This is a genomic window from Ignavibacteriales bacterium (assembly GCA_026390795.1).
Classification (GTDB): domain Bacteria; phylum Bacteroidota; class Ignavibacteria; order Ignavibacteriales; family Melioribacteraceae; genus Fen-1258.
The window spans coordinates 751,363-774,093 of record JAPLFG010000003.1 but is presented as its reverse complement, the minus strand read 5'-3'; the positions used below and the strand labels follow the sequence as shown (position 1 = coordinate 774,093).

Sequence of the window (22,731 nt, the reverse complement as noted above, 5' to 3'; positions counted from 1 at the left end):
TACAGTGTTTAGCGGACATTGAAAAAAAATAAATGGAAGATATGAAATACCTACACCTCTTAATTTTTATGATGTTACTTGGAATAACTTTATCTGCTCAAAATCTGAAAGGAACCATCTCTGGAAAAGTTGTAGATGAAGTCACAAACGAACCTATTCCCGGAGTTAATATTGTGATAGTTGGTTCTGAAAAAGGAGCGGCGGCTGATCTAAATGGAGAATTTATAATTTCTAATTTGGATGCCGGAATCTATCAAGTCCGTGTTTCAGCTCTCGGTTATAGTACGATAATTAAATCCGATGTAATTGTGAATAACGCTAAACCAACAAGTCTTTTGCTTAAAATGGTAAGCACTTTGATTGAATTGGAAGGAGTTACAGTCAGTTCCGGTTATTTTGAAATGGATCCAAGTGAAATTGGAAGTGTTGCTAATTTGAGTTATGAAGAGATACGAAGGGCGCCGGGAGGATTTGAAGATGTCGTTCGCGCGCTCTCAGTTTTGCCGGGTGTTGCTCAGACTAGCGCGGGAAGGAATGATCTAATTGTACGCGGTGGGGCACCGTCGGAAAATCTTTATCTTGTTGATGGATTCATTGTGCCGAATATAAATCACTTTGGAAGCCAGGGAGCCACCGGAGGACCACTTAGTTTTATCAATTTGGATTTTGTGCGTGAGACAAGTTTCTCGAGCGGAGGATTTTCTTCTCTTTACGGTGATAAGCTCTCATCAGTTTTAACAATTGATTTGAGAGAGGGAAGAAAAGACCGTCTAGGAGGCAAAGGGACTATATCTGCGTCTCAGTTTGGACTGAATCTGGAAGGACCGCTTGGTAAAAAAGGAAATTTTATTTTTTCTGCGAGGCGAAGTTATCTCGATTTTATTTTTAACGCTGCCGGATTCAATTTTGTACCGGAGTATTATGATGCTTTAACTAAGTTCAGTTATGACCTTGATGCCAAAAACCGTTTCTCGTATTTGTTCATCGGTGCGTTTGATAAAGTAAAATTTAACAACAAAGATTCGGAAGACTTGTATGAGAATTCCAGAATTCTCGCATCAAATCAAAACTCATATATAACGGGATTATCATATCGTCATCTGTTCGAAAAAGGATTTTTCAACATTAGTCTAAGCAGAAATTTTACTGACTTCGATTCTTCTCAACGCGATACTCTCCTTAATCCAATTTTTCTTAATAAATCGCGGGAAGGTGAGAATGAATTGAAAGGAGATATCATTTACAAACTTTCTACAAATTCTGAATTGAATTTCGGACTTTCCGCCAAGCTAATTAAATTTTCCGCCGATATTAAACTTCCAAATTTCATAACAACATTCGGTGAGAAACTTAATATAACTTCCCTCAATTCCGCAAAAAACTTTACAAAGTTTGGAATCTACTCACAGTATTCGAATACAATGTTTGATAGGTTACGAATAAGTTTTGGTGGAAGAGGGGATTACTTCAGCGGAATTAATGTAACCTTTTATTTCAGTCCCAGATTATCAACTGCATTCATGCTAAATGAAATATCTTCCATAAATTTCAGTGCGGGAATTTATCATCAGAGTCCTTCATACATCTGGCTAATAGCAGATGAATCGAACAGAAACTTAAAAGCTGTGCGTGTTAATCAGTTTGTGCTGGGATATGAAAGAAGATTGAGAGATGATCTCCGGATGAAGGTGGAAAGTTTTTATAAAAATTATGAAAATTACCCGGCGAGTGTTTTACGCCCATACCTTGTATTAGCCAATACCGGCGCGGGTTATGGCGGCGGCGATGAAAACTTTGCATCCTTTGGTCTTGAACCGCTCGTGAGCGCTGGAATTGGAGATGTTCACGGAATCGAATTTTCTCTTCAAAAAAAATCTTCCGATACTCCTAATTATGGAATATTGAGCGTTACGTGGAGTGAATCTAATTTTACCGGGCTTGACGGAGTAAAACGAGCCGGCAGTTATAGCCAGAATTGGATTGTGAATTTAACCGGCGGTTATATTTTTAATAAAAATTGGGAAGCGTCTTTCAAGTTTAGATTTGCAACAGGTAATCCTTATACACCATTCAATGATGATGGAACTCAGAGCGTGGCAAACTACAATAGTTCCCGATTCAAACCTGTTCACTCTTTAGATTTGCGGGTTGACCGGCGTTGGGATTTTGACGACTGGGCATTGATAACATATTTGGATATTCAGAATATCTACAACAATAAGAACACAAATACTATTCGATGGGATTACCGTAATGGAAAAATTGATGATCAATCATCAATCGGTCTATTGCCGTCAATCGGTGTGAGCATGGAATTTTAATTCTCATCTTCCTTGATTGTTCTTGTTGGTATTCCAAGTTCATCCATTTTCCTATAGAGAGAAGAAAGACCAATATCTAAAGCCTTTGCCGCTTCTTCTTTGTTGTAATTATATTTTTTGATTGTCTTTAATATATGTTCTTTTTCAAAATCTTTAATGGCGTCTTTCAACAGATCGGGAAAATTATCTTGAACTTCTTTCCCTCGGAAATGTTCGGCAAGATCGTCAATAGTTATATAATCCTTCGAAGCAAAAATCATTGCGCGTTCAATAACATTTTCCAACTCTCTAACACCACCGCGCCAATCATGGGCTAAAAGTATTTTCATGGTTTCGTTATCAACGCCGATTATTTTTTTCCCCATCTCTTTCGAGAATTTATCTATAAAGAAGTTAATTAGTAGAGGAATGTCTTCAGAACGCTCATTCAATGTCGGCAGCTTTATCTCAATTACATTCAGTCTATAATAAAGATCTTCACGAAATTCGTTTGTCTTTGTTTTTTCGTAAAGATCTTGATTGGATGCAGCTATTATTCTCACATCAGTACTAACTGCTTTCACACCGCCCACCGGAATAAACTCCCGGTCTTCAATTGCACGTAAAAGTTTTACTTGAAGATTTATAGGCAGTTCTCCAATTTCATCAAGAAAGAGTGTTCCGCCATCGGCAACTTTAAATAGTCCGACTTTATCATCCGACGCACCGGTGAAAGATCCTTTTTTGTGTCCAAACAATTCGCTTTCGATTAGATTTTCCGAAATTGCACCGCAGTTAATTGGAAGAAAAATCTTGTCTTTGCGTAGACTATTGTAGTGAATTGCTTTGGCTACAAGTTCTTTACCGGTTCCGCTTTTTCCAAAAATCAAAACATTACTGTTTGTCGGTGCAACCTGGGAAATGACATCAAAAATTTTTTTCATCGGTTCACTTTTGCCGATCAGATTAGTAAAGCCTGAATCGGAAGAAATTCTTTGGCGCAATGATTTATTTTCTGCCGCAAGTTTTTTATACTCTATTAATCTTTTTACTCTGATGATTACGTCTTCAAACTCAACCGGCTTGATTAAATAATCAAATGCGCCGTTTCGAAGTGCGTCAATTGCTGTTTTAACCGATGCATAAGCAGTCATTATAATAAAGAATGTCTCCGGTGAAATTTTGGACGCAGATTCCAAAAGCTGCATACCGTCCAGCTTCGGCATCTTTATATCAGAGATGACAACGTCGTAATCATTTTCTTTAATTTTTAGAAGTGCTTCTTCGCCGTCGCCTGCGGAATCGGTAGCAAACCCTTCTTCGGCTAAAACCATTTTAAGTGAATCCCGGATTGATTTCTCATCATCAACAATCAAAATTTTTGCTGGCATTATTTCTCCGTCAATTATTATCTATTGGAAGTGTAATTATGAACATACTTCCTTCTTTTAATTTGCTTTTAGCTTTAATCTCGCCGTTGAATCGCCTGATTATTCCATAGCTAACGGAGAGACCGAGACCAGTTCCTTTTCCGACTTCCTTTGTGGTAAAGAATGGATCAAAAATCTGGGCTAATGTTGTTTCCTCCATTCCGCAGCCGTCATCATTTATTTCTATATAAACATTTTTATTATCAAAATCAGATTTTAACATAATTGTTCCGTTGCCTTCAATCGCATCCAGAGCATTGATGAGTATGTTGATGAATACCTGAAGAAGTTGATCTGCCGCTACGCGCACTGCAGGCAGAGCATTTTTTAAATCCGTTTCGAAATTTACTTTGCGGATTCGTTTATCATACTTGACAATTCCAAGCGCTGTCTTCAAAACATCTGTTATGTCTTGAACAGCAGTCTCATAACTTGGAGGACGGGAGAAATCCACAAGCTCCCTAACAATCTTCGTAATACGGTCTATATTTTCTTTTATGTTAACAAGCTGCTCACTTATAAATTGGTCTTGACTTCTGCGTTGTAAAATTTGAACAAGAGAAGAAATAGAAGTAAGAGGATTGCCTATTTCATGAGCTACGCCGGCAGCAAGTTGACCTATTACGGCAAGTTTTTCTGATTGATCGATCTGCGCCTGCAGACGCTTAAACTCAGTATAATCCTTAAATATAATCGACCTGCCTTTATATTCTCCGTTACTGCTGTGTAATTGAGAAACACTTAGCCTGACGGTTATTATCTCACCGTTTTTTTTCTTTCGCTCAGATTCAATAATGCTGGTATAACCGATTTTTTTTGCATCTTCCTTAATTCTGGTTAACTCTTTAATATATTTTTCCCCGTCCGGAAAGAGAAGGGAAGAAGGCTTACCGAGAACTTCATCTTCCGTGTATCCGAATATTTTTTCCGCACCTTTGTTCCATGTAATAAATTTCTCGTTTTGATCAACCATCATAATTGCTTGATCGGAAGAATGGAGAATATTTTTTAAGTACTGTTGATTTAATTCAAGTCTTGAAGCAAGCCGGTCTCTGCTCAATTCCAATTCTTTCAGTTTTGTTTCTTGATAAAGAATTGAATACCGGGCGTATATTTGTTCTATCAACTCGTCAAAAAATCCAAGAAGAATTACCGGATCGGTATTCCCCATTGCGTCATTTTCAACAAAATTAAAAACTGCAAACCTTCCTTGGCTAAAAAGCTGGCTTACTTCAAGCAAATTTAGATTCGCTTCCGAAAACAATGTATATGTATCTACAAGAAATTGATCGGCGGATTTATAATCGCCGGTCTCAATAACTTCTATAAATGTAGTGATACTGCTTTCTGCGAATGTATGAAGTTGCTGTTCAGAAAGTTTACCGCTGCAAAGTGGTAAAAGTTTTATCTTCCAGTTCTCTGCTATTGTATCAAAATGTTTTCTTAAAAGCTCAAGTAATAATTTTTTCATCAATGTATTTAATAATGAAAGGAAATATTTTTTTAATTAAACGCTTCGAAAAATAAAGAAAGCAAGTTTAGAATGAAAGATGATTAAGTTTTTACTCCGGCTTTGTCCACATTGTGGAACCGGTAATTTTCCGTTTATGTATAAGAAACAGTTTCATTATCTTTGAACAAACAGAGAGAGACAGATATGAAAAAAATTATTTTTGCCATTTTAACGACGATTTTATTTTCTTCCATTTCATTTGCATCGGAAGAAATTGTTGTAAAACCATCCCTTTCTAATGTAAAAGTCTTTTTGAGAGGAGCACAGTTGAGTTATTCGGTAAAAGCAAAAATTGAGAAGGGTATGAATGATATTGTCCTAACCGGATTGGCTTCGAACATTGATCAAAATAGTATCAATGTTTCGGCAAGAGGAGACGCTATTATCATGTCGGTCGTTCAACGGTTTGATTATCTGGGACAAGCTGAAAAAACACCGCAGATAAAAAAGCTTGAGGATTCTCTCGAAGTGCAGAATAAATTACTCTCAACTAATCAAATTGAAAATGATGTTCTTAAATCTGAAATTGAACTGATCCTTGCCAATAAAAATATTGGGAATGAAAAAATTGGCGTTTCAATTGCGGAATTACAAAAGATGGGTGAATATTACCATAAACGGTTAACAGAAATAAAAAATAAAATGTATGAAGTCTCTTTGAGTATCAAAAAAAATCAAAAAAATATTGAGAGAATACAAAATCAGTTAAACGAATTGAATAATCAGTTGAACAAGCCGGTAAATGAAATTGTTGTATCTGTTTCTGGCAAGACTGCCGGAATGATTGAGTTGAATCTTTCATATCTAATCTATGATGCTGGTTGGCAACCAGTTTATGATGTGCGTCTTGATAAAATAGATTCTCCGGCGCAGCTGAGTTACAAAGCAAATGTTTGGCAGAACTGTGGTATTGATTGGAAAGATGTTGATGTTATTCTTTCTACAAGAAATCCGAATGTGAATAATAATAAACCGGAATTAAATCCTTGGTTCATTGATTTTGAACGTCCGGTGGTCTATAGAGAAATGATGAAAGCCGGTGCGGCAAGACCTTTAAGCACAGGCAATGCTCAGCTCTCTCAAGATTTAAAAATAGAAGCACCGTCCGAAACAATGGCAAATTATATTGATGTTGTAGAGACTCAACTTTCCGTAGAATTTACACCAACGATTAAGTATTCAATTCCATCGGACAGCAAACCGCATTCAGTTACACTTCAAGAATTTACAGTTCCGGCAAAGTATGAATATTACGCGGCTCCCAAACTTGATAATAATGCATTTCTTGTTGCGAGGTTAACTGATTGGAGTAACTATAATTTATTATCCGGTTTGGCAAATGTATATTTTGAGAATTCATACGTAGGACAATCGCACATCAATCCAACAACTACAAATGATACGCTTACAATTTCTCTCGGACGCGATCAAAATATTTCCGTTTCCCGCGAAGTATTAAAAGATTATTCAGAAGATAAATTCTTAAGCAGTAATGTTGAAAGAACATTTGCTTTCGAAATCAAAGTTAGAAATAATAAGACGGGGACCGCAAAAATTTTAGTTGAAGATCAAATCCCAATCTCGAAGCATGAAGATATAGTAGTAAATCTATTAGATTCATCGGGTGCTATCTATGATTCAGAATCAGGTAAATTGGAATGGATGATTGATGTTGACGGTGGAAAATCTGTTGCGAAGAAATTAGTCTACTCTGTAAAATTTCCAAGGGATAAGAATATACAAGGATTGTAAAATTTCTGTCACTCTGAACGAAGTGAAGAGTCTCATTGAAAGCAAGATTCTTCACTTCATTCAGAATAGCTTAACTGCTTTTCTTAAAACTTCTAAACGCAAAAATAAATTGTTTGAAAAAATTATCCGGGAAATATGTTTTCAAACCATATTCTGAAGCTCGTTCTTCCGGGAAAAAACTGGTTTCAAAAAGCCAATCCCAAAATGCAAATTTTGTCGCAAAGTTTCGGTTGCGTCCTTTGCCGGTTGTGTGATGAATCCTATGCATCTCCGGACCATTAATAATTTTTTGCAGCCAGCCGGTTCTCACGCTCAAATTAGAATGAATATACATTCCCCACACTGCACTTATTACGCCCTTGTAGGCGATTACTTCCGGCGGTGAACCAAGCAGTACTATGGGAAGAAATTCAATTGTTTGATTGATCAAAATTTCGAATGCATGAGAACGGGAACCTGAAAGCCAATCAACTTTTTTTGTTGAATGATGCGCTTCGTGCAATCGCCATAAATATTTGTTACTGTGCTGCCACCTGTGCATCCAGTAGATATAAAAATCATGGGTGATAGTGAAAAATATTAATTGTAGCCAAACCGGTACATGACTAAAAATCTGAAGACGCGAGAAACCGGCTGTACCGTCTATCGTTCTAATTATGAATGTGAATATTATTATTCCGAGAATGTAACTCTGTGCAATAGTATAAAGAGCCAGATCGTTAAAAAAACCTTCTCGTAATATTTTCTGCCCCTTGTTGTAAGGGAAAATCCGTTCAAGAATTATAAACAAAAGAGCTGCGGAGATAATCACCGAGTATGAAATAATTTCAAACGGTTGAAAGCTTGCTAATAAATTGCGAATCATAATCTAAGCGGTAATGTTGGGTTTTACTCTTCTAAGTTTTTCAATACTGTGGTACTCACTCTCGTAAACTTGTTTTATACCGTTACCGAGTGCTTTTTCAACATCGCGTATATCCTGAACCATCTTCAGCATTCCATTAATTTCAACCGAGGCGGCTTGATCGGTTCCCCACATTGCCCGGTCAAGTGTAATGTGTCTTTCGATGAATGATGCGCCGAGTGCTACGGCAGCTAAAGTTGGAGCTAAACCGGTTTCATGTCCTGAATAACCAATCGGTGCCTCCGGAAATTTTTCTTTATATGTTTTAATCATATTAAGGTTCAGCTCTTCCGGATTACACGGATAATTAGATGTGGCTTGAGCTATAAGCAAATTATCTGTTCCTAAAATTTGTATAGCGTCTTCAATCTCTCCCATTGTTGACATACCCGTTGAAAGAATAACCGGTCTTCCAGCAGCTTTAATTTTGTTCAATAGTCTATGGTCTGTTAAACATGCCGATGCAACTTTGTGCATCACTGGTTTGAATTTTTCCAGAAAGCTTAATGCCTCTTCATCCCATGGTGAGGCAAACCAATTAATTCCCTTCTGTTTGCAGTAGTCGTCTATTTCTAAATATTCTTCAAAGCCGAACTCGACTTTACGGCGGTATTCGATGTAAGTTATTCTTCCCCATGGAGTGTCTCGTTCCATATCCCATTGATTTTTAGGAACGCAGAGTTCTGGTGTCCGTTTCTGAAATTTAACTGCATCACAACCGGCAAATAGAGCGCCATCAATTAATTTTTTTGCCAATTCGATTGATCCGTTATGATTGATCCCGATTTCCGCGATGATGTAAACCGGTTCTCCCTCACCTATAATCTTATTGCCGACTTTAATTTTGTTAAGCTTCATTCGCTCCCTTTCTTTTTTGTTTTTGCCTCGATGATTAATTCGGCGATATCGCGAAAAGCACCATAACCACCTTTGCTTTCTACTATCAGATCTACAACATCTTTAGCAAACTTTGTTGCATCTTTAGGACAAGCGGATAAACCAACTCTTTTCAAAATTGCGATATCGTTTGTATCATCTCCTATAAAAGCAATTTCTTCCGGCTTTAGATTTTTTCTTGATAGAATATTTTCCAGAGTTTTCTCTTTTTCATAAACGCCCATGTGCAGTTCATCAATCTTTAATTTCTCCGCTCTGGTCTTAACTATTAATGTGTCTTCACGGGTTATTATTCCGGTTTCAACATTAACAAGTTTTTTCAAGCGCTCAACTCCCATCCCATCACGTATAGAATATCGTTTCATTAATTCACCCTGTGTCGAATAATAGACTCCAGTGTCGGTAAGAACGCCGTCAACATCGGTCAAAAGCAATTTTATTTTAGAAGCGCGTTTCAGTAGCTGGTTCTTTGATAATTTTTTTTTCATGAAAGGCCATTCAATAGTTTTTATAATCTTTCCTTTTTTCTTCTTTCCTTTTTTCTTCTTTCCTTCTTTTCTTTATTCCTTTATTTCATAACTTCACCAACACGTCCATCCGCCATCCACAATAAGATTGGCGCCGGTCATGTAACTTGATGCATCGCTTGCAAGAAAGATTAACGCACCTTTATAATCTGATGGATCAGCCATTCTCCCCAAAGGAGTCTTAACTGAATATTTTTCAATAAAAAACTGATCCTGATTATTTTCCACACCGCCTGGAGTCAAAGTATTAACACGTACTCCTTCTTTTCCCCAATAAGCAGCAAGATATTTAGTAAACATAATCACTGCACCTTTTGTTGCGGAATAAGCCGGCGGTTTAAAGAATGACTGAGTTCCGTCTTCTTTAATGTAAAGAGATTGGTCCGGCGCAGTAATACCGTATGTTGAAGCGATATTAATTATGCTTCCCGATTTCTGCTTCGCCATCTCACTTCCTAATATTTGAGAACATAAAAATACACCGGTCAAGTTCACATCGATTGATTTTTGCCACAGTTCTAAAGGATAATTCTCAAACTTAGATTGTTCGCTTGCAGCTTTTGGATTTTCGAACATATCATTAATTGCCGCATTGTTTACCAGTATGTCTATGTGCCCGAACTTTTCCAAAATTTTATCACGCAGATTTTTTATTGATTCCGGTTTGGTAACATCAAGTGAAACACCGATCGATTCCGTTGAAAGAGTTTGAGCAAATTCAGAACTCATTACTTCATCAATATCCGCTACTACAACATTAGCACCTGCTTCGCTTAATGCTTTGCAATGTTCCTTACCGATCAAGCCCAGCGCACCTGTAACAATTGCAATTTTATTTTTTAATGAAAACATTTCCATTTAATTATCCAAAATTCAGTTACTAATTTTATGGCAGTAAACAAATCTTAAATCTCATTTCTACCAAGCATATCCTTTGTCGAATCTTACGGCCGGCACATTTCCATCATACGAATTAAATGAGTCTTTCGAATTGGAAAGAAAGTAATGATCAATTCCAATTCCTAATCCCATCGCAAATTCGTCGCCGGGAAACCATTGCCATCCAATCAATACTCCTATAGAAAATGCTTGCGCGTTTGAACTAGAGCCGGATGTGGATAAAGTATTGAAGGATATATTTGGTGCAACGTAAAATCCTTTTAACGCTTTCTTTGAAGGATGTATTCTCAGCTCGGCATTAATTCCAAATCCGTTAATATCTTTTAGGGTTGGTAACTGAAATCCACCACCTATAACAATTGAATTATCAATTTTATGAAAGTAACTCAAGTTGTAAAAGAGGAAAAACTTTAACGGATTGATAATAAGCATATTTGAACGTGGGGTTATATCTTCACTCTTAGCAACAATTACTGCTTCGGTAGTATCTTTTTTCCCTTTAGAGTCAGTTGTAATTCTTTTCTCTGTTGTTTTTTCTTGCGCGAAAAAAATCTGAGAAACACATAAAAAGCTTACAGTAAAAATTAAGATTCTCATGTACACTATTGCCCTCCGGATTAAATGAATCTAAATCATCAGGTTCAGTCAATTGAAAATATTCCCCTACAAATAAAATATCCAATTAAAAATTGTGAAATTATTTTTTCACCGGCTTCATATTGAAGTTATCAACTTTTCTGAACACTGGTTGAACCGGTTCGCCTCGTAACATCTCTCTTAAATTATTTTTTTGTACTGCATTTTTCAAAACAGTAAGTGATTCTTCTAGTGCTTGAAGTGTGTATTCGACATCGGCGTCGCTATGAGAAAATGACATATTATGAAATCCTTGCCATAGAATGCCTCGTTTAATCATCTCCTGCTGCATCAAAGATTTTTGAACTAGCGGATTACCTGCTTTCTCATCAAAAGTCGCCATCGAACGCCAATTGTACCCAATCGCTTTTGTGTAATCCATTCCAAATCTTTGAACGATTTCATTGTAACCGTCTTTTAATTTTTGTCCTTGTGTGTTCAAAAATTTCGGAACATTTTTGTCGCGCAATTCTTCAATGGTTGCTTTTGTCGCCGCAAGGGAAAGTGCTTCGCCGCCGAATGTTGTATAAAAGAAAATATCTTCATCGGCAAGATCCATTATTTTTCTTTTACCCGTAAGAATTGAAATCGGCATTCCGTTTGCAACTGCTTTCGAGTATGTTGCCAGATCCGGAGTGATTCCAAAATATTCCTGAGCACCGCCAAGCGCCATTCGGAATCCAGTCCACATCTCATCAAAAATTAAGACCACATTCTTTTCTTTACAGAGATCTGCAAGCTTGTTAAGAAAATTATCTTTCGGTTCTGTAAAAACAACAGGCTCAAGTATTACCGCGGCAACATCGTCGTCAATAGAATTTTTTACAGAATCAATATCGTTATAATTGAATGTATAAGAAGTTGCCTGAACTGCTTCGGGAATTCCATGATTACGAGCAGTGACCGCAATATACCAATCGTGCCAGCCATGATAACCGCAGCATAAAATTTTATTTTTACCCGTATAAGCACGAGCAATCCGAACAGCCGCGCTCGTTGCATCGGCTCCGGTTTTACTGTACCGAACAGCTTCCGCATTCGGTACAATCTCTCTAATCATTTCCGCAACTTCTACTTCAAGCGGGTGCATCATCGAAAAAGTAATTCCGTCCTCTAATTGTTTTTTAATTGCGTCATCAACTTTTTGATAAGCATAACCAAGCGAAAGTGGACCGACACCCATCATGTAATCGATATATTCGTTGCCGTCAACATCCCACACATGCGAACCTTTACCTTTAACTAAATATTTCGGCGCTATTCCCTTTACCCATTGTCCCGGTCCTTTTGCCAAGGTTTGTGTAACAGATGGAATTAATCCAAGCGCACGATTGTAAAGTTCATCGGATTTTGAGATGTTCGGAAAATTATTGTTCAATGAAATTTTGTTAGGCATTATTTCCTCTTTATGGAACGCAGACTACTAAGATCGTTTATGATGTTTTATGATTTATCATAGCATATCATAATGATCATAAAAATCAGTGTTCTATTTTAAGTTTATTAAAAATTTTATTTGCAATCTGTTGAGCAGTAAATCCTTCAAACTCAAGAACGTCATTCAGCAATGCAGGTTTAAACCATTTGTTCATCAAAGCAAAGGGAAGAACGTTAGCAGTTTTTTTATTCCGTAATAGAACTTCCGCAAGAATTGTATATAGTCCGCCGGTTATAAAATGATCCTCCAAGGTTACTATCAACTTACATTCAGCAACAGCTTTTAAAACTGTTTCTTCATCAATAGGTTTTGGAGTGCGAATATTTATTAAACGTACAGAAACACCTTTTGATTCCAAAATTTCTTTGGCTTTAAATGCTTCACCGAATAAAAATCCATAAACAAGAATTGCCACATCAGTTCCTTCGCCGAAAACTTCGGCTTTACCTAATTCAAATTTGCTGTGTTCTACAAGAGCTTTTGTGGGATTGTACCTGATATAAAATGGTGCGGAATGAGTGAAAACACTTTTCAAACCTTTCAGCATATCTTCTTCATCGGCCGGACAAAAGACATTCATCGGAGGAATTCCGCGCATGATCGAAACATCTTCCAATGCCTGATGAGTAGGGCCATTCCCATCGGATAAAAATCCCGGTACGGCGCCGACAATTTTTACAGGAAGATTACCAATACCAATATCAGTGCGGATAAATTCAAAGGCACGCATTGTTAAAAATGTAGCAAGCGCATGCACAATCGGTATTCTTCCGCGTAATGCCAACCCCGCAGACATTCCGATCATCGTTTGTTCAGTTATACCGGTATCGATAAAATTATTTTTGATCAAAGGCGGAAGATTTCTGAATGCCGCCCTGTTTTCTGATGTCATAATCATGTAACGGTCATCTTTATTTATTAGATCGAGTACAATATCTGCATATGTCATTTTCATCTCGCCACAATTGTTTCTGAAGTTAATTTAGTTTTTTTAGCACCGTGCAGTTCTTTAAGAAGTTGTTCAATTTCTTCTTCTTTGAAATTTACAAACCAGCGGTCGGCGCGTTTTTCGATGCTTGGTAATCCTTTCCCCCGTATAGTTTCGGCTATTACTACCGAGACTTTTCCTTTTTCAAACGGAAATTCTTTAAATATCTCATCTATCTTTTCAAAATTATGCCCATTAACTTTTTTGGCTTTGCATCCGAATGCTTCAAATTTCTTTGCGAGCGGTTTTAAAGGAATCAAATCTTCCGTTTGTATGTTAGCCTGAAATTGATTTCGATCAACAACGATCATCAAATTATCCAATTTATAAGCTGAGGCGACTAGCAGCGCTTCCCACATAGAACCTTCATTAAGCTCGCCATCACCGACAACCACTACAACTTTATTTTTCTGTTTGCGAAGTTTGCAATCTAGCGCAACACCCATCGCGACAGAAAGATTATGTCCAAGTGAACCCGAGTGAAATTCGATACCGGGAATATTTCTATTAGGGTGCCAGTAGATAAAATCGTTTGTCTTCAAATGATTCTTCAACCGTTCTTCACTCAGCCAGCCAAGTTCAACGTAAGTACCATAAAGCGCTGGCACATCATGTCCTTTTGATAAGAAAAAATAATCTCGGTTTGGGTCTTTCAAGTTCTCTTTAGAAATATTCAGAAATTCCTTGTAGAGGTAGACGATCAAATCCGCGCAGGAAAGAGAAGCGCCTATAAAACATCCCCCGTTTCCGCTCAAACGGATAATATGTTCACGAACTTTAAGTGAAGTTTGTTTCAGTTCCAGTAATTTTTGTTTTTTCATTTTTGTGAGCTTTTGTTTTTGAATTCGTCTATGTGTTTAAGTTCATCCAGATAATTTTCATACCAGTATTTGCCAATGTATTTTTGGTTGATAGAGGCAATCTCCGGTTTTCGCTTAAGCAAATCTAATATTTCGTTAAGACTAAAAGTAGGGTTGTTTGGATAAAGTTCTTCATAAATTTTTTTTATCAGGTGATAATCTTCCTCGAAATCAATTGTCCATCGTTGAGAAGTAGAATAATCCAAACCGGTTTCCCATTCAATGTTTGCTATGCGGAATTTATCCGGATTCTCCCAGATATATGGAGTTGTGTGTTCGCGCTCGAAATTTTTATCCGCTTCTTTCCAAGTTTTTTCAAGAGTTTCGAATGAAATTACTTCTACATCATTGCCGTCGGGGTAGGTTGCCGGATGAAGATTACTGACGAAATTATATTTGTCTGAATTGTTGATATAAAACTGCAAAACTTTGTCAATCACTTTCGGATCAATCAAAGGGCAATCAGAAGGAATTTTCACTACGGCATCGGCGCCGAATTTTTTGCCGGCTTGATAATGCCGATCGAGCAAATCGGTTAAATGTCCCCGGAAACATTTGATTTTTTCTTGACCGCACAATTTTTCAATTTCATCGTCATCTTTATTAATTGATGTAGCAACAACAATTTCTCCAGCAAATTCTGAAGCGGCTACTCGTTCAATCATTCTTACCAAAAGCGGTTTACCGAGAATTGGCAACAATACCTTGCCGGGTAATCTGGTTGAAGACATTCGCGCTTGTATTATAGTTACGATTTTCATTTTTTAAAATTGCTTTGATTTCTATTTTGGTTTATCATTTTCTTGCTCTTCCATTTTCCTAACTTTTTGTTCAACCATCTGTTCAATAGCAGCTTTCTTTTCTTTATTATAAAACTCGTAAGTCGAAGCGAACATTGAGGATGTTAAACTTCCGCCGTGTTTTCTGATTCTTTGAGCCACTCGAATGAATAAATAAATTACTGCCGCTAATACAAGTGCTGCGGCAAGTAGGTTTAACGAATCGTTGTCCATCTATTTTGTTTTTAAAAATTAAGTTGCCAAACTATCAAATTTCAGATGAATTTCTTCCAAACCAGCATTTGGAAAATTGACTAAATATTTTCCTATTAACGCTATTTTTTGAGCTGAGGTTCCGTTGTTCTGAAGCGGCAAAAGTTTTCTCAGTCCATCAATATCATAATAAGAATAGACTTCTTTGCAAAAGAAAATTCCAACATATACCGTAGAGGAAAATTGTGTAATCAATGCTGCACAGTTGGCAATCATATAGTTAATATTTCCGTTTGAATATATCAGTGCTCCGGGTGCATACCTATTTATTTCGTTTGTTGCGCGTTCAATATTCTCGTTAGGGTGCAATTTGAAAATAAGTTGTCTGCCGTTGGCAATCTTAACACAATTTTTAATTATTTTTTTCCTGTTTTCAATTTTGTAAGTTTCGCGCGCATCGGATGTTGCCACTAGAACAAAATCTTTGTGCGGGAAATCGCTTTTGGCATATTGTTGTAAGTTATCAAAATTTGGAATTCCTGTAACAATAATTTTTTCTGCTTTGACTCCTTTGCGGATGAAGAAATCTTTGTAACCACTAGAAGCCACGCAGAAAAGGGTATATTTATTTGATATTCCCATAACTGAAGTGCTTGCGAGCCAGCGGGTAAGTTTAAGATACTTGACCAAATAAAACAACAATGTTTCCGGATCGGTCATTCCCTCTTGAACAAGAATCACTTTCTTTTTGCGGATATTCTTTGGGATTATCAGATCAGCGCAAGTATACACTAAATCGTAATTATTTCTCGCACCGCGGTAATCTATCAGGAGATTATTTTGATTTAAATACTTTTCAGTGTTCCATCTAAAAGTACCATTTAGAATGGAAAATTTTAAATAACCTTTGTTCACAAGAAACTTAATATATCCGTCACCGTAATAGGGTGTAAAAAAACAATCATAATCTTCCAGATGTTTAGAAATCTGATGCATCATGGAAGTCTGGTTAATTGAACCGCAAATAAAAAGAATTTTTTTCTTGGCCATAAAATGAAATATTTATTCTATTTCAAATTTAGGTATTTCTTTTCTAAAATTAATGAAACCTTTGAACAGTTTTGAAGAATGAACTCTAGTAACCATTATCATGTTTAATAAATTATTCGAGAGATTAAATGAACAAATCAAACCCTTCATTGATGGTTTATGGTGCAAACGGATATTCCGCCAAACTCATAATTGAAGAACTCCTTTCGCGGAAAATCCAGCCGGTAATTGCCGGAAGGAATGAAATTGCATTGAAACACCTTGCCCAGAAATATAATTGCGAATACAAAGTGTTTGATCTTAATAACGAAGATATGGTTGATGCCGGGCTCAGAGAAATTCATACAGTAATAAATTGTGCCGGTCCATTTATACAAACAGCCAAAGATTTAATGGAAGCATGCTTGCGTACGAAAACAAATTATCTTGATATCACCGGCGAAATGCCGGTTATGCATCTCGCATTTGCGCTTGATGACAAAGCTAAAAAAAATGGAATTGTTATTTTACCAAGTGTAGGTTTCGATATTATTCCAACCGATTGTCTTGCCAAACGATTGAGTGAAAGAATGCCCGATGCAACTCATCTTAAACTCGGATTCAAAAATAAAGGCGGAAAAATTTCACGCGGAACATTACTTACTTCACTCGGGTTTCTTGGCAGATCCGGAAGAATTAGACGCGATGGTAAATTAATTGAATCTGAAATTGGCGAGTTTTATGTAAATCTCAAATTGGAAAATTTTTCATTTGCCGGTATCTCAATTCCATGGGGAGATGTCTACTCATCTTACCATTCAACAAAAATTCCGAATGTGGAAGTTTATCTTGCAATGTCTGGTTTTACTATAGAGTTCAGAAAGTTATTTTTATTTCTCCTGAAGATTTTGAAAAATAAATCCGTGAAAAAATTAGTTAGTGTTTACATCAAGAAAAATTTAACCGGACCGAATAAAGCCGAACGTGATTCTGCAGAAACATTCGTATGGGGACGAGTCGAAAATGCAAAAGGGGAGATGATCGAAGAAGTTTATCAAGTATTGGAAGGTTATAATTTAACTGCAAAAGGAGCGGCAGAGTGCGCTATACGAATTTTGAAAAATGAAATTCAATCCGGGTCTTACACTCCATCTCTTGCGTTCGGAAGTAAGTTCATGGATTTGTTTGTTATTCAAAAGATTGTATAAATGAGGATTTGAACCCTTCTAAACAATTAAGATCCTTTTTAATCTCATTAACTACTTTACTAATGCGCCATCTTTATATTCAACTTCCCGAATAACCTTACCGCTCAAATCGTATGAATAACATTTTCCGTTCAGTAAATTATTTTTGTAAACGGAAAAATCAGAGACGCTTCCGTCGGGATAATAATATTTGGAAATTCCATCTTTCAAACCATCCCGGTAATCAGTCTCGGCAGAAAGCTTGCCGTTTTTTAAAAAGAATTTTATGGTGCCGTTCAGTTTATTATTCCGGTAAATCTGCTCTGATTCAACTTCCCCGGTTGGGAAAAATGTTTTCGCGCTTCCATCAAGAATATCATCAGCATAATTCTGTTCAGCTATTTTAACTCCATCTTTATTGAACTTAGTTGATAGTCCATTTCTCTTTCCTGTATTGAAATTTGCAAGTTCGGAAAGTGTGCCGCCGTCATGATAAAATTTATTCTCACCCTCAATCAGTCCACTCTTATAATCTAACTCTGCTTTCAAAAAACCGCTGACATAATATTCTTTTATTAAACCGTCTAATTTTCCGTCGCGGAAATTTACATGTCGTCTCATTGTTCCTTCATCATAGTACTCATCAAAATTCTCTTCAACTTTTCCTACTTTAGCTCCGTAATCATATCGTTCGCGTTTAATGATTTGCCCGTTCTCGTATGTATCAATGACTTTAATTTTACCATCGGGATAGTAGAAATATGATGTTCCATCCAGCTGATCATTCTTATATTTTGCTTCGAGTGCAAGCGTTCCAAAATCTGTATAGACTTTACTAATCCCCTCAAGCTTATCGTTTATATAATTTCGTTCAACCTCAATTTTACCATTCTCAAAAAATATTTTTGAAATTCCGTTTAGTTTGCCGCTGCTGTAATTCCAAATTGCTTCTAGTTTACCGCTTTTGTAATAAGTCTGACTTGGTCCTTCTTGAATATTATTCACATAAACCGGTTCCGCCCAAAGTTCGCCGCTTTCATAATACCATTTCGATTTTCCTTCAAGGTTCCCGTTCCGGTAATTCCATTCCATACTCTTTGTTCCATCTTCAAAGTACCAAGTAGATATTCCTTCTTCTACTCCGTTTTCAAAATTCCATTCTTTCCAAAGTTTACCGGTTTCGTAATATTCTTTGTACACTCCGTTGCGCAATCCGTTAACGTATGTACCTTCCGATTTCAGCTTTTTATCGGCATAATATTCTTTTCTAATTTCCGATTGTTGTCCCGATATATTATTTAAGGACACAAGGAACAAAACAATGAAGAAGGTGTAATGATGTTTTTTGGTCAACAGTTATTCTCTTTTTACTTTAAGCGAAATTAAACACAAAATAGTTAATGTGAAATGGAGAAGAGTTGATTAAATTTGTTCATTGAAAAGGAGAGGGATTATGTTTACTACTAAAGTGAAAGTTTATTTCTACGATGCCGACCCTGCCGGTATTATTTTCTATGCAAGTTTATTCAAATTTGTTCACGCCGCGTACGAAGATTTTTTAAGAAGCTTACATACTGAAAGAGATTATTTCTTTGATAAAGATTTCATTCTGCCGATCATCCATGCTGAGGCTGATTATGTTAGGCCTATTAAGGTCGGCGATGAACTTCGAGTTGATGTAGTTGTCAGTCTATTGAAAAATTCATCTTTTGAATTGAGTTACAAATTTTATAAAACAGATGGACAGTTTACGGCCATAGCCAAAACCGTGCATGTATGCGTTCTTAAAGAAGCATTTAAGAAAATAGAATTGCCTAAAGAATTTTATGAAAAAATGAAGACTAATCTAAGTTAAGCTGTTTTAGAATAACTGAGCGTATTACTTTTCCCATTTCGTGTCGTGGAATTTTATCTATTAAAAAAAAACGTTTCGGAATTTTAAATCCGGCAATTTTCGTTTTCAGATATTCTTTTATCTCATCTTCAGCGTAATTGTCAGATACTATTACCGCGCAAACTATTTGTCCCCAGTTCTTGTCTTGAAGTCCAAAGACAAACGCGTCTTTAACTGTCGGATAGGTTTTAATTACGGTCTCGACTTCATATGCACTGACATTTTCTCCCCCGGTGATTATTAAATCTTCCCGCCTCGTTTCTACAAAGAGAAATCCTTTTTCATCCATCCATCCGAAATCACCGGTATAAAACCAGCCGTCCCGAATTCTTTCTTTTGTCAGTTCATAATCGTTATGATATTCCTTAAATAATGAACCGGCTGAAACAATAATTTCCCCGACTTCTCCAATACCAGCCGGATCATCCGAACTCAAACTTTTGATTTTAATTTTATTATTTTCCAAAACTTTGCCTGCTGAATCCGGTTTCTCTTTTAAAACATTCGTTGGTAAAGTTGTAACCATTGAGCAAGTTTCCGTTGAACCGTAAACTTTGATAATTGGCCAGCCCTTATCATAAGCTTTTAATATAAATTCTTTTTCTGATGGCCCGCCGCCCAAAAAAACAAATTTCAAATTAGTGCTTGGACGAATATTTTCATCTAATAATCGAGCCAATGTTGTTGGAACAATTGAAATATGAGTCGGCAGAGATTCTTGAATTATTCGGATGATGTTTTTATAATCAAGTGAAACCGGGAATGCAATTGAAGAACCGGTAATGAGGGCGCGGACGAGAATCATGAATCCGCCGATATGATAAAGTGGAAGGGAAGCGAGCCAAATATCGTTGCCGGTTAAATGAGCATAGGAATCAATTGCCCTAACACTTTCAAATAAAGATTCGAATGTATGAACGACGGCTTTCGGCTTTCCTGTGCTTCCGGAAGTGAACATTATTAAAGCGGAATTTATAATTGAGAATTTATAATTGAGAATTTCACTACGATTATTGCGTGTTTCATTTCTTGGAATTTTCGAGAAGTGAATTTTGTTCTGAAAATTTATTTGCGAAAATTGTTTTGACAAATTTTCATCAATCAAAAGCCATTTAATGTTGGCTTGTTCTATCTGTATTTCCAGCTCTTCCGGTAATAGACGTGTATTAAGCGGAATCGGAACGGCGCCGATAAACCAAAGAGCATTTATGACTACATAAAATTTGTAACGGTGATCAAATAAAATCCCGACATGATCATTTTTTTGAATCCCTTTGCTTATAAAAAAGTCTGCATCATTTAAACACTCATCGACTAAATCTTGATAAGTGATTATTCTATCTGATGTAATTACGGTTTTCTTGTTAGGTTGTTTGACGGACTTCTCAATAAGCCAATGCTGTTCATTGTTAACCGAAATCATAAGCGTGATAAATCAAATTGTGGCGGATACTTCTCTATATTAAAATTAATTTTTCCGTTTTTCACTTCGTATGGATCTTTACAAATATCTTTTTCAAAATTTTTTGAAGTATCAAGTCCGTGAGCAAATGAATGATCAGTTATAGCCGCAAGAAGAACTAAGGCGCTTTTTCCAACCGCACTTTCGAACGAGGATGAGATAATAATATTTTTATTTTTTCTTCCGGCTTCTTTGATGAGCAAGAATGAAGAAATTATTCCGCCCAGTATCATTGGTTTTAAAACTATGAATTCAATATTGCTATCATTAATTATCTTTTTAGCATCATTTATCGAAAGGATCGATTCATCAATGGCTATTTGAATAGGCGAAGTGTCCGATAGTTGATTTAATATTTCCAAATTCGCGCAAGGTTCTTCGATGTATTGAATGTTAAACTGCGAAATTTGATTGAGATATTCATTTACCATTTCTCTCGGCCACTTTCCGTTAGCATCTATTCTAATCTTAAGTAATTCGCCAAATTTTTCTCTCACGTTTTTTAGAAGATTAAAATCATCTTCGAAATTATTTCTACCTACTTTTAACTTGATCGTACCGTATCCGTTTTGAATTTCCCCTTCAATTTTTGTTAAAATATTATTCGCATCATCTAATCCGAGAATTGCATTCACTTCTATAACAGAATTTATATTTCCAAATGCTCCTGAAATAAAACTTTTATTACGTTTAACGCAAAGACCTACAATTGCTTGTTCGAGTGCAAAGACAATAGAGGGAACAAGTTTAAATTCTGAGAGCAGATTTGAGATTGAAGTAAGATTCTCTTCGACACTAAAACCAATAATTTGATGTCGAAGCCCTTTTAAAATTCTTTCGACATCACCAATATTTTCAATACTGAATCCGGGAAGAGGAGAAGCTTCACCAAATGCCGAATTACCAAGTTCGTCATATATCGAAATTATAAATCCATTACGTTCGTTAATTACTTTATTGGATGTCAGAAATGGAGTTTTGAAATTGAGGGAGAATGGAAAGTATTTAAATTCTTTAATAGTCATAAAAGAATTCCGGCTGCAAAGAGCAAACCGTAGAGTGCTGAAAGTTTTGCCGTTAGTTCAAGTGTCTTGTTCAATTCCCGTCCTCGCAATGTATAAATCATCCTTATGAGTTTAATTGCAAGAGGGAAACTTAAAAGCGGCAGAAAAACAAAAATTTCTTTCTTGAAGGTAAAGTAGACGATAAATAGTATTGCATATGATACTAACATAAAGAATAAATATTGGATCCGTCCAAACCGTTCTCCAAAAATAACAATGAGAGTTCTCTTCCCGTTTGAACGATCTTCTTCCCGGTCACGATAATTATTTACAACTAGAATATTTGTTATTAGCGCGCCTACCGGAACTGACGACCAGAAAACCATCGGTGTAATTTGATTAGCTTGAACGTAATACGTTCCTATAGTTCCTACAAATCCAAAAAATATAAAAACTGCAATGTCGCCTAGACCATTGTAAGCTAATGGATACGGACCGGCAGTATATGCAATACCGGCAAGTATGGAAAATATTCCGATGAAGAGAATGAACATTCCGCCTAAATAAACGAGATATAAACCAAGTAAAAAGCTAATTCCAAATGTTAAATAAATTCCCATTTTCATTTCTTGTTTGGAAATTAATCCGGATGCAATTACTCTAAGAGGACCGATGCGATCTTTTTTATCAGTTCCGTGAAGAAAATCGAAAAGATCATTAACAAAATTTGTCCCAACTTGAATTAATAAAGAGCAGATTAGAGCAAGCAAGGCAGCAAAAGGATTAAACACGCCGTCACGTACAGCTATTGAAGAACCGATGATTACAGGTACAACGGCAGCAGCTAAAGTTCTTGGACGGCTCGCAAGAATCCATGCATCTAATTTGGAAATAGTTTTTGTTTCTGAATTAATCATTAAAATACGATATCATTATTAAAACTCTCAGTGAAAAATCTTTGCAAGTTTATCCCGTAAGTTTTCCTTTCCGAAATTAAGATCGGAACTGTAATGCAGTT

General features: G+C 36.4%; 21 protein-coding genes. 4 read left to right on the top strand and 17 right to left on the bottom strand.

The window, feature by feature from the left end; all coding sequences use genetic code 11:
- The first annotated feature begins 41 nt into the window (after positions 1-41).
- Positions 42-2,321, top strand: coding sequence for a TonB-dependent receptor (locus NTX65_07000; GenBank protein ID MCX6169067.1), 2,280 nt, complete (start codon positions 42-44; stop codon positions 2,319-2,321).
- On the opposite strand, the gene NTX65_06995 is transcribed toward NTX65_07000, so the two are convergent.
- Together NTX65_06995 and NTX65_06990 are read right to left on the bottom strand one after the other, a co-directional pair.
- Positions 2,318-3,691: a sigma-54 dependent transcriptional regulator gene (locus NTX65_06995; GenBank protein ID MCX6169066.1), complete on the bottom strand. Its 1,374-nt coding sequence runs from the start codon at positions 3,689-3,691 to the stop codon at positions 2,318-2,320. The two genes, NTX65_07000 and NTX65_06995, sit on opposite strands and share 4 nt — an antisense overlap.
- A 10-nt stretch (positions 3,692-3,701) precedes the next feature.
- The gene (locus tag NTX65_06990; protein ID MCX6169065.1) at positions 3,702-5,201 is read right to left on the bottom strand and encodes a PAS domain S-box protein; all 1,500 of its coding nucleotides are present in this window, start codon (positions 5,199-5,201) and stop codon (positions 3,702-3,704) included.
- Positions 5,202-5,387: 186 nt separating this feature from the next.
- Here NTX65_06990 and NTX65_06985 point away from each other — a divergent pair, with 186 nt between their 5' ends.
- Entirely contained in the window at positions 5,388-6,995 is a 1,608-nt protein-coding gene (locus NTX65_06985; protein MCX6169064.1) for a DUF4139 domain-containing protein, read from the top strand.
- 70 nt (positions 6,996-7,065) lie between these two features.
- Here NTX65_06985 and NTX65_06980 read toward each other — a convergent pair whose 3' ends face one another.
- The 11 genes from NTX65_06980 to NTX65_06930 all read right to left on the bottom strand — a co-directional run bounded on the left by NTX65_06980 (position 7,066) and on the right by NTX65_06930 (position 16,187).
- Positions 7,066-7,860, bottom strand: a complete 795-nt coding sequence (locus NTX65_06980) for a sterol desaturase family protein (protein ID MCX6169063.1) — start codon at positions 7,858-7,860, stop codon at positions 7,066-7,068.
- A 3-nt stretch (positions 7,861-7,863) separates the two neighbouring features.
- Positions 7,864-8,757 carry an N-acetylneuraminate synthase family protein gene (locus NTX65_06975; GenBank protein MCX6169062.1) on the bottom strand — a complete coding sequence of 298 codons (894 nt, stop codon included), beginning with the start codon at positions 8,755-8,757 and terminating at the stop codon, positions 7,864-7,866.
- A complete protein-coding gene (locus NTX65_06970) occupies positions 8,754-9,284 on the bottom strand; it encodes an HAD-IIIA family hydrolase (protein MCX6169061.1) in 531 nt (176 codons plus the stop codon). Before NTX65_06970 ends, NTX65_06975 begins: the two co-directional genes overlap by 4 nt.
- 93 nt (positions 9,285-9,377) lie before the next feature.
- The gene (locus NTX65_06965) at positions 9,378-10,181 is read right to left on the bottom strand and encodes an SDR family oxidoreductase (protein ID MCX6169060.1); all 804 of its coding nucleotides are present in this window, start codon (positions 10,179-10,181) and stop codon (positions 9,378-9,380) included.
- 60 nt (positions 10,182-10,241) lie between these two features.
- The gene (locus NTX65_06960) at positions 10,242-10,826 is read right to left on the bottom strand and encodes a hypothetical protein (protein MCX6169059.1); all 585 of its coding nucleotides are present in this window, start codon (positions 10,824-10,826) and stop codon (positions 10,242-10,244) included.
- A gap of 94 nt (positions 10,827-10,920) precedes the next feature.
- Positions 10,921-12,255, bottom strand: a complete 1,335-nt coding sequence (locus tag NTX65_06955) for an aminotransferase class III-fold pyridoxal phosphate-dependent enzyme (GenBank protein ID MCX6169058.1) — start codon at positions 12,253-12,255, stop codon at positions 10,921-10,923.
- An 85-nt stretch (positions 12,256-12,340) separates the two neighbouring features.
- Positions 12,341-13,252: a hypothetical protein gene (locus tag NTX65_06950; GenBank protein ID MCX6169057.1), complete on the bottom strand. Its 912-nt coding sequence runs from the start codon at positions 13,250-13,252 to the stop codon at positions 12,341-12,343.
- Entirely contained in the window at positions 13,249-14,106 is an 858-nt protein-coding gene (locus NTX65_06945; protein ID MCX6169056.1) for a thiamine pyrophosphate-dependent enzyme, read from the bottom strand. The genes NTX65_06950 and NTX65_06945 overlap by 4 nt, the downstream gene beginning before the upstream one ends.
- Complete coding sequence (locus NTX65_06940; GenBank protein MCX6169055.1) at positions 14,103-14,906, bottom strand: glycosyltransferase family protein; 804 nt, start codon at positions 14,904-14,906, stop codon at positions 14,103-14,105. Before NTX65_06940 ends, NTX65_06945 begins: the two co-directional genes overlap by 4 nt.
- 21 nt (positions 14,907-14,927) lie before the next feature.
- On the bottom strand, positions 14,928-15,158 hold the full coding sequence (locus NTX65_06935; protein MCX6169054.1) for a hypothetical protein: 231 nt from the start codon (positions 15,156-15,158) through the stop codon (positions 14,928-14,930).
- Positions 15,159-15,176: 18 nt separating this feature from the next.
- Positions 15,177-16,187, bottom strand: coding sequence for a hypothetical protein (locus NTX65_06930; GenBank protein ID MCX6169053.1), 1,011 nt, complete (start codon positions 16,185-16,187; stop codon positions 15,177-15,179).
- Between the two features lie 128 nt (positions 16,188-16,315).
- On the opposite strand from NTX65_06930, the gene NTX65_06925 reads away from it, so the two are divergent.
- Positions 16,316-17,374 (top strand): saccharopine dehydrogenase NADP-binding domain-containing protein, encoded by a 1,059-nt coding sequence (locus tag NTX65_06925; GenBank protein MCX6169052.1) that lies wholly within the window; start codon positions 16,316-16,318, stop codon positions 17,372-17,374.
- A 51-nt stretch (positions 17,375-17,425) separates the two neighbouring features.
- On the opposite strand, the gene NTX65_06920 is transcribed toward NTX65_06925, so the two are convergent.
- A complete protein-coding gene (locus NTX65_06920; GenBank protein MCX6169051.1) occupies positions 17,426-18,706 on the bottom strand; it encodes a toxin-antitoxin system YwqK family antitoxin in 1,281 nt (426 codons plus the stop codon).
- 100 nt (positions 18,707-18,806) lie between these two features.
- Between NTX65_06920 and NTX65_06915 the strand changes: the two genes are divergently transcribed.
- Positions 18,807-19,208 carry a thioesterase family protein gene (locus NTX65_06915; GenBank protein ID MCX6169050.1) on the top strand — a complete coding sequence of 134 codons (402 nt, stop codon included), beginning with the start codon at positions 18,807-18,809 and terminating at the stop codon, positions 19,206-19,208.
- Here NTX65_06915 and menE read toward each other — a convergent pair.
- Genes menE through NTX65_06900 form a run of 3 tightly spaced genes read right to left on the bottom strand, consistent with a single transcriptional unit; the run spans position 19,195 to position 22,630 of the window.
- Positions 19,195-20,670, bottom strand: coding sequence for an o-succinylbenzoate--CoA ligase (gene menE, locus NTX65_06910; GenBank protein ID MCX6169049.1), 1,476 nt, complete (start codon positions 20,668-20,670; stop codon positions 19,195-19,197). The genes NTX65_06915 and menE overlap by 14 nt on opposite strands.
- Positions 20,667-21,734, bottom strand: coding sequence for an o-succinylbenzoate synthase (gene menC / locus NTX65_06905; protein ID MCX6169048.1), 1,068 nt, complete (start codon positions 21,732-21,734; stop codon positions 20,667-20,669). The genes menE and menC overlap by 4 nt, the downstream gene beginning before the upstream one ends.
- A complete protein-coding gene (locus NTX65_06900) occupies positions 21,731-22,630 on the bottom strand; it encodes a 1,4-dihydroxy-2-naphthoate polyprenyltransferase (protein ID MCX6169047.1) in 900 nt (299 codons plus the stop codon). Before NTX65_06900 ends, menC begins: the two co-directional genes overlap by 4 nt.
- Positions 22,631-22,731 lie beyond the last annotated feature (101 nt).

Coding starts and splice junctions, on each gene's coding strand:
- NTX65_06965 (MCX6169060.1), bottom strand. CDS start 10,181: ATGGAAATGTTTTCATTAAAAAATAAAATTGCAATTGTTACAGGTGCG.
- NTX65_06945 (MCX6169056.1), bottom strand. CDS start 14,106: ATGAAAAAACAAAAATTACTGGAACTGAAACAAACTTCACTTAAAGTT.
- NTX65_06985 (MCX6169064.1), top strand. CDS start 5,388: ATGAAAAAAATTATTTTTGCCATTTTAACGACGATTTTATTTTCTTCC.
- NTX65_06990 (MCX6169065.1), bottom strand. CDS start 5,201: ATGAAAAAATTATTACTTGAGCTTTTAAGAAAACATTTTGATACAATA.
- NTX65_06955 (MCX6169058.1), bottom strand. CDS start 12,255: ATGCCTAACAAAATTTCATTGAACAATAATTTTCCGAACATCTCAAAA.
- menE (MCX6169049.1), bottom strand. CDS start 20,670: ATGATTTCGGTTAACAATGAACAGCATTGGCTTATTGAGAAGTCCGTC.
- NTX65_06950 (MCX6169057.1), bottom strand. CDS start 13,252: ATGAAAATGACATATGCAGATATTGTACTCGATCTAATAAATAAAGAT.
- NTX65_07000 (MCX6169067.1), top strand. CDS start 42: ATGAAATACCTACACCTCTTAATTTTTATGATGTTACTTGGAATAACT.
- NTX65_06980 (MCX6169063.1), bottom strand. CDS start 7,860: ATGATTCGCAATTTATTAGCAAGCTTTCAACCGTTTGAAATTATTTCA.
- NTX65_06930 (MCX6169053.1), bottom strand. CDS start 16,187: ATGGCCAAGAAAAAAATTCTTTTTATTTGCGGTTCAATTAACCAGACT.
- NTX65_06940 (MCX6169055.1), bottom strand. CDS start 14,906: ATGAAAATCGTAACTATAATACAAGCGCGAATGTCTTCAACCAGATTA.
- menC (MCX6169048.1), bottom strand. CDS start 21,734: ATGACTATTAAAGAATTTAAATACTTTCCATTCTCCCTCAATTTCAAA.
- NTX65_06935 (MCX6169054.1), bottom strand. CDS start 15,158: ATGGACAACGATTCGTTAAACCTACTTGCCGCAGCACTTGTATTAGCG.
- NTX65_06995 (MCX6169066.1), bottom strand. CDS start 3,691: ATGCCAGCAAAAATTTTGATTGTTGATGATGAGAAATCAATCCGGGAT.
- NTX65_06915 (MCX6169050.1), top strand. CDS start 18,807: ATGTTTACTACTAAAGTGAAAGTTTATTTCTACGATGCCGACCCTGCC.
- NTX65_06975 (MCX6169062.1), bottom strand. CDS start 8,757: ATGAAGCTTAACAAAATTAAAGTCGGCAATAAGATTATAGGTGAGGGA.
- NTX65_06900 (MCX6169047.1), bottom strand. CDS start 22,630: ATGATTAATTCAGAAACAAAAACTATTTCCAAATTAGATGCATGGATT.
- NTX65_06970 (MCX6169061.1), bottom strand. CDS start 9,284: ATGAAAAAAAAATTATCAAAGAACCAGCTACTGAAACGCGCTTCTAAA.
- NTX65_06925 (MCX6169052.1), top strand. CDS start 16,316: ATGAACAAATCAAACCCTTCATTGATGGTTTATGGTGCAAACGGATAT.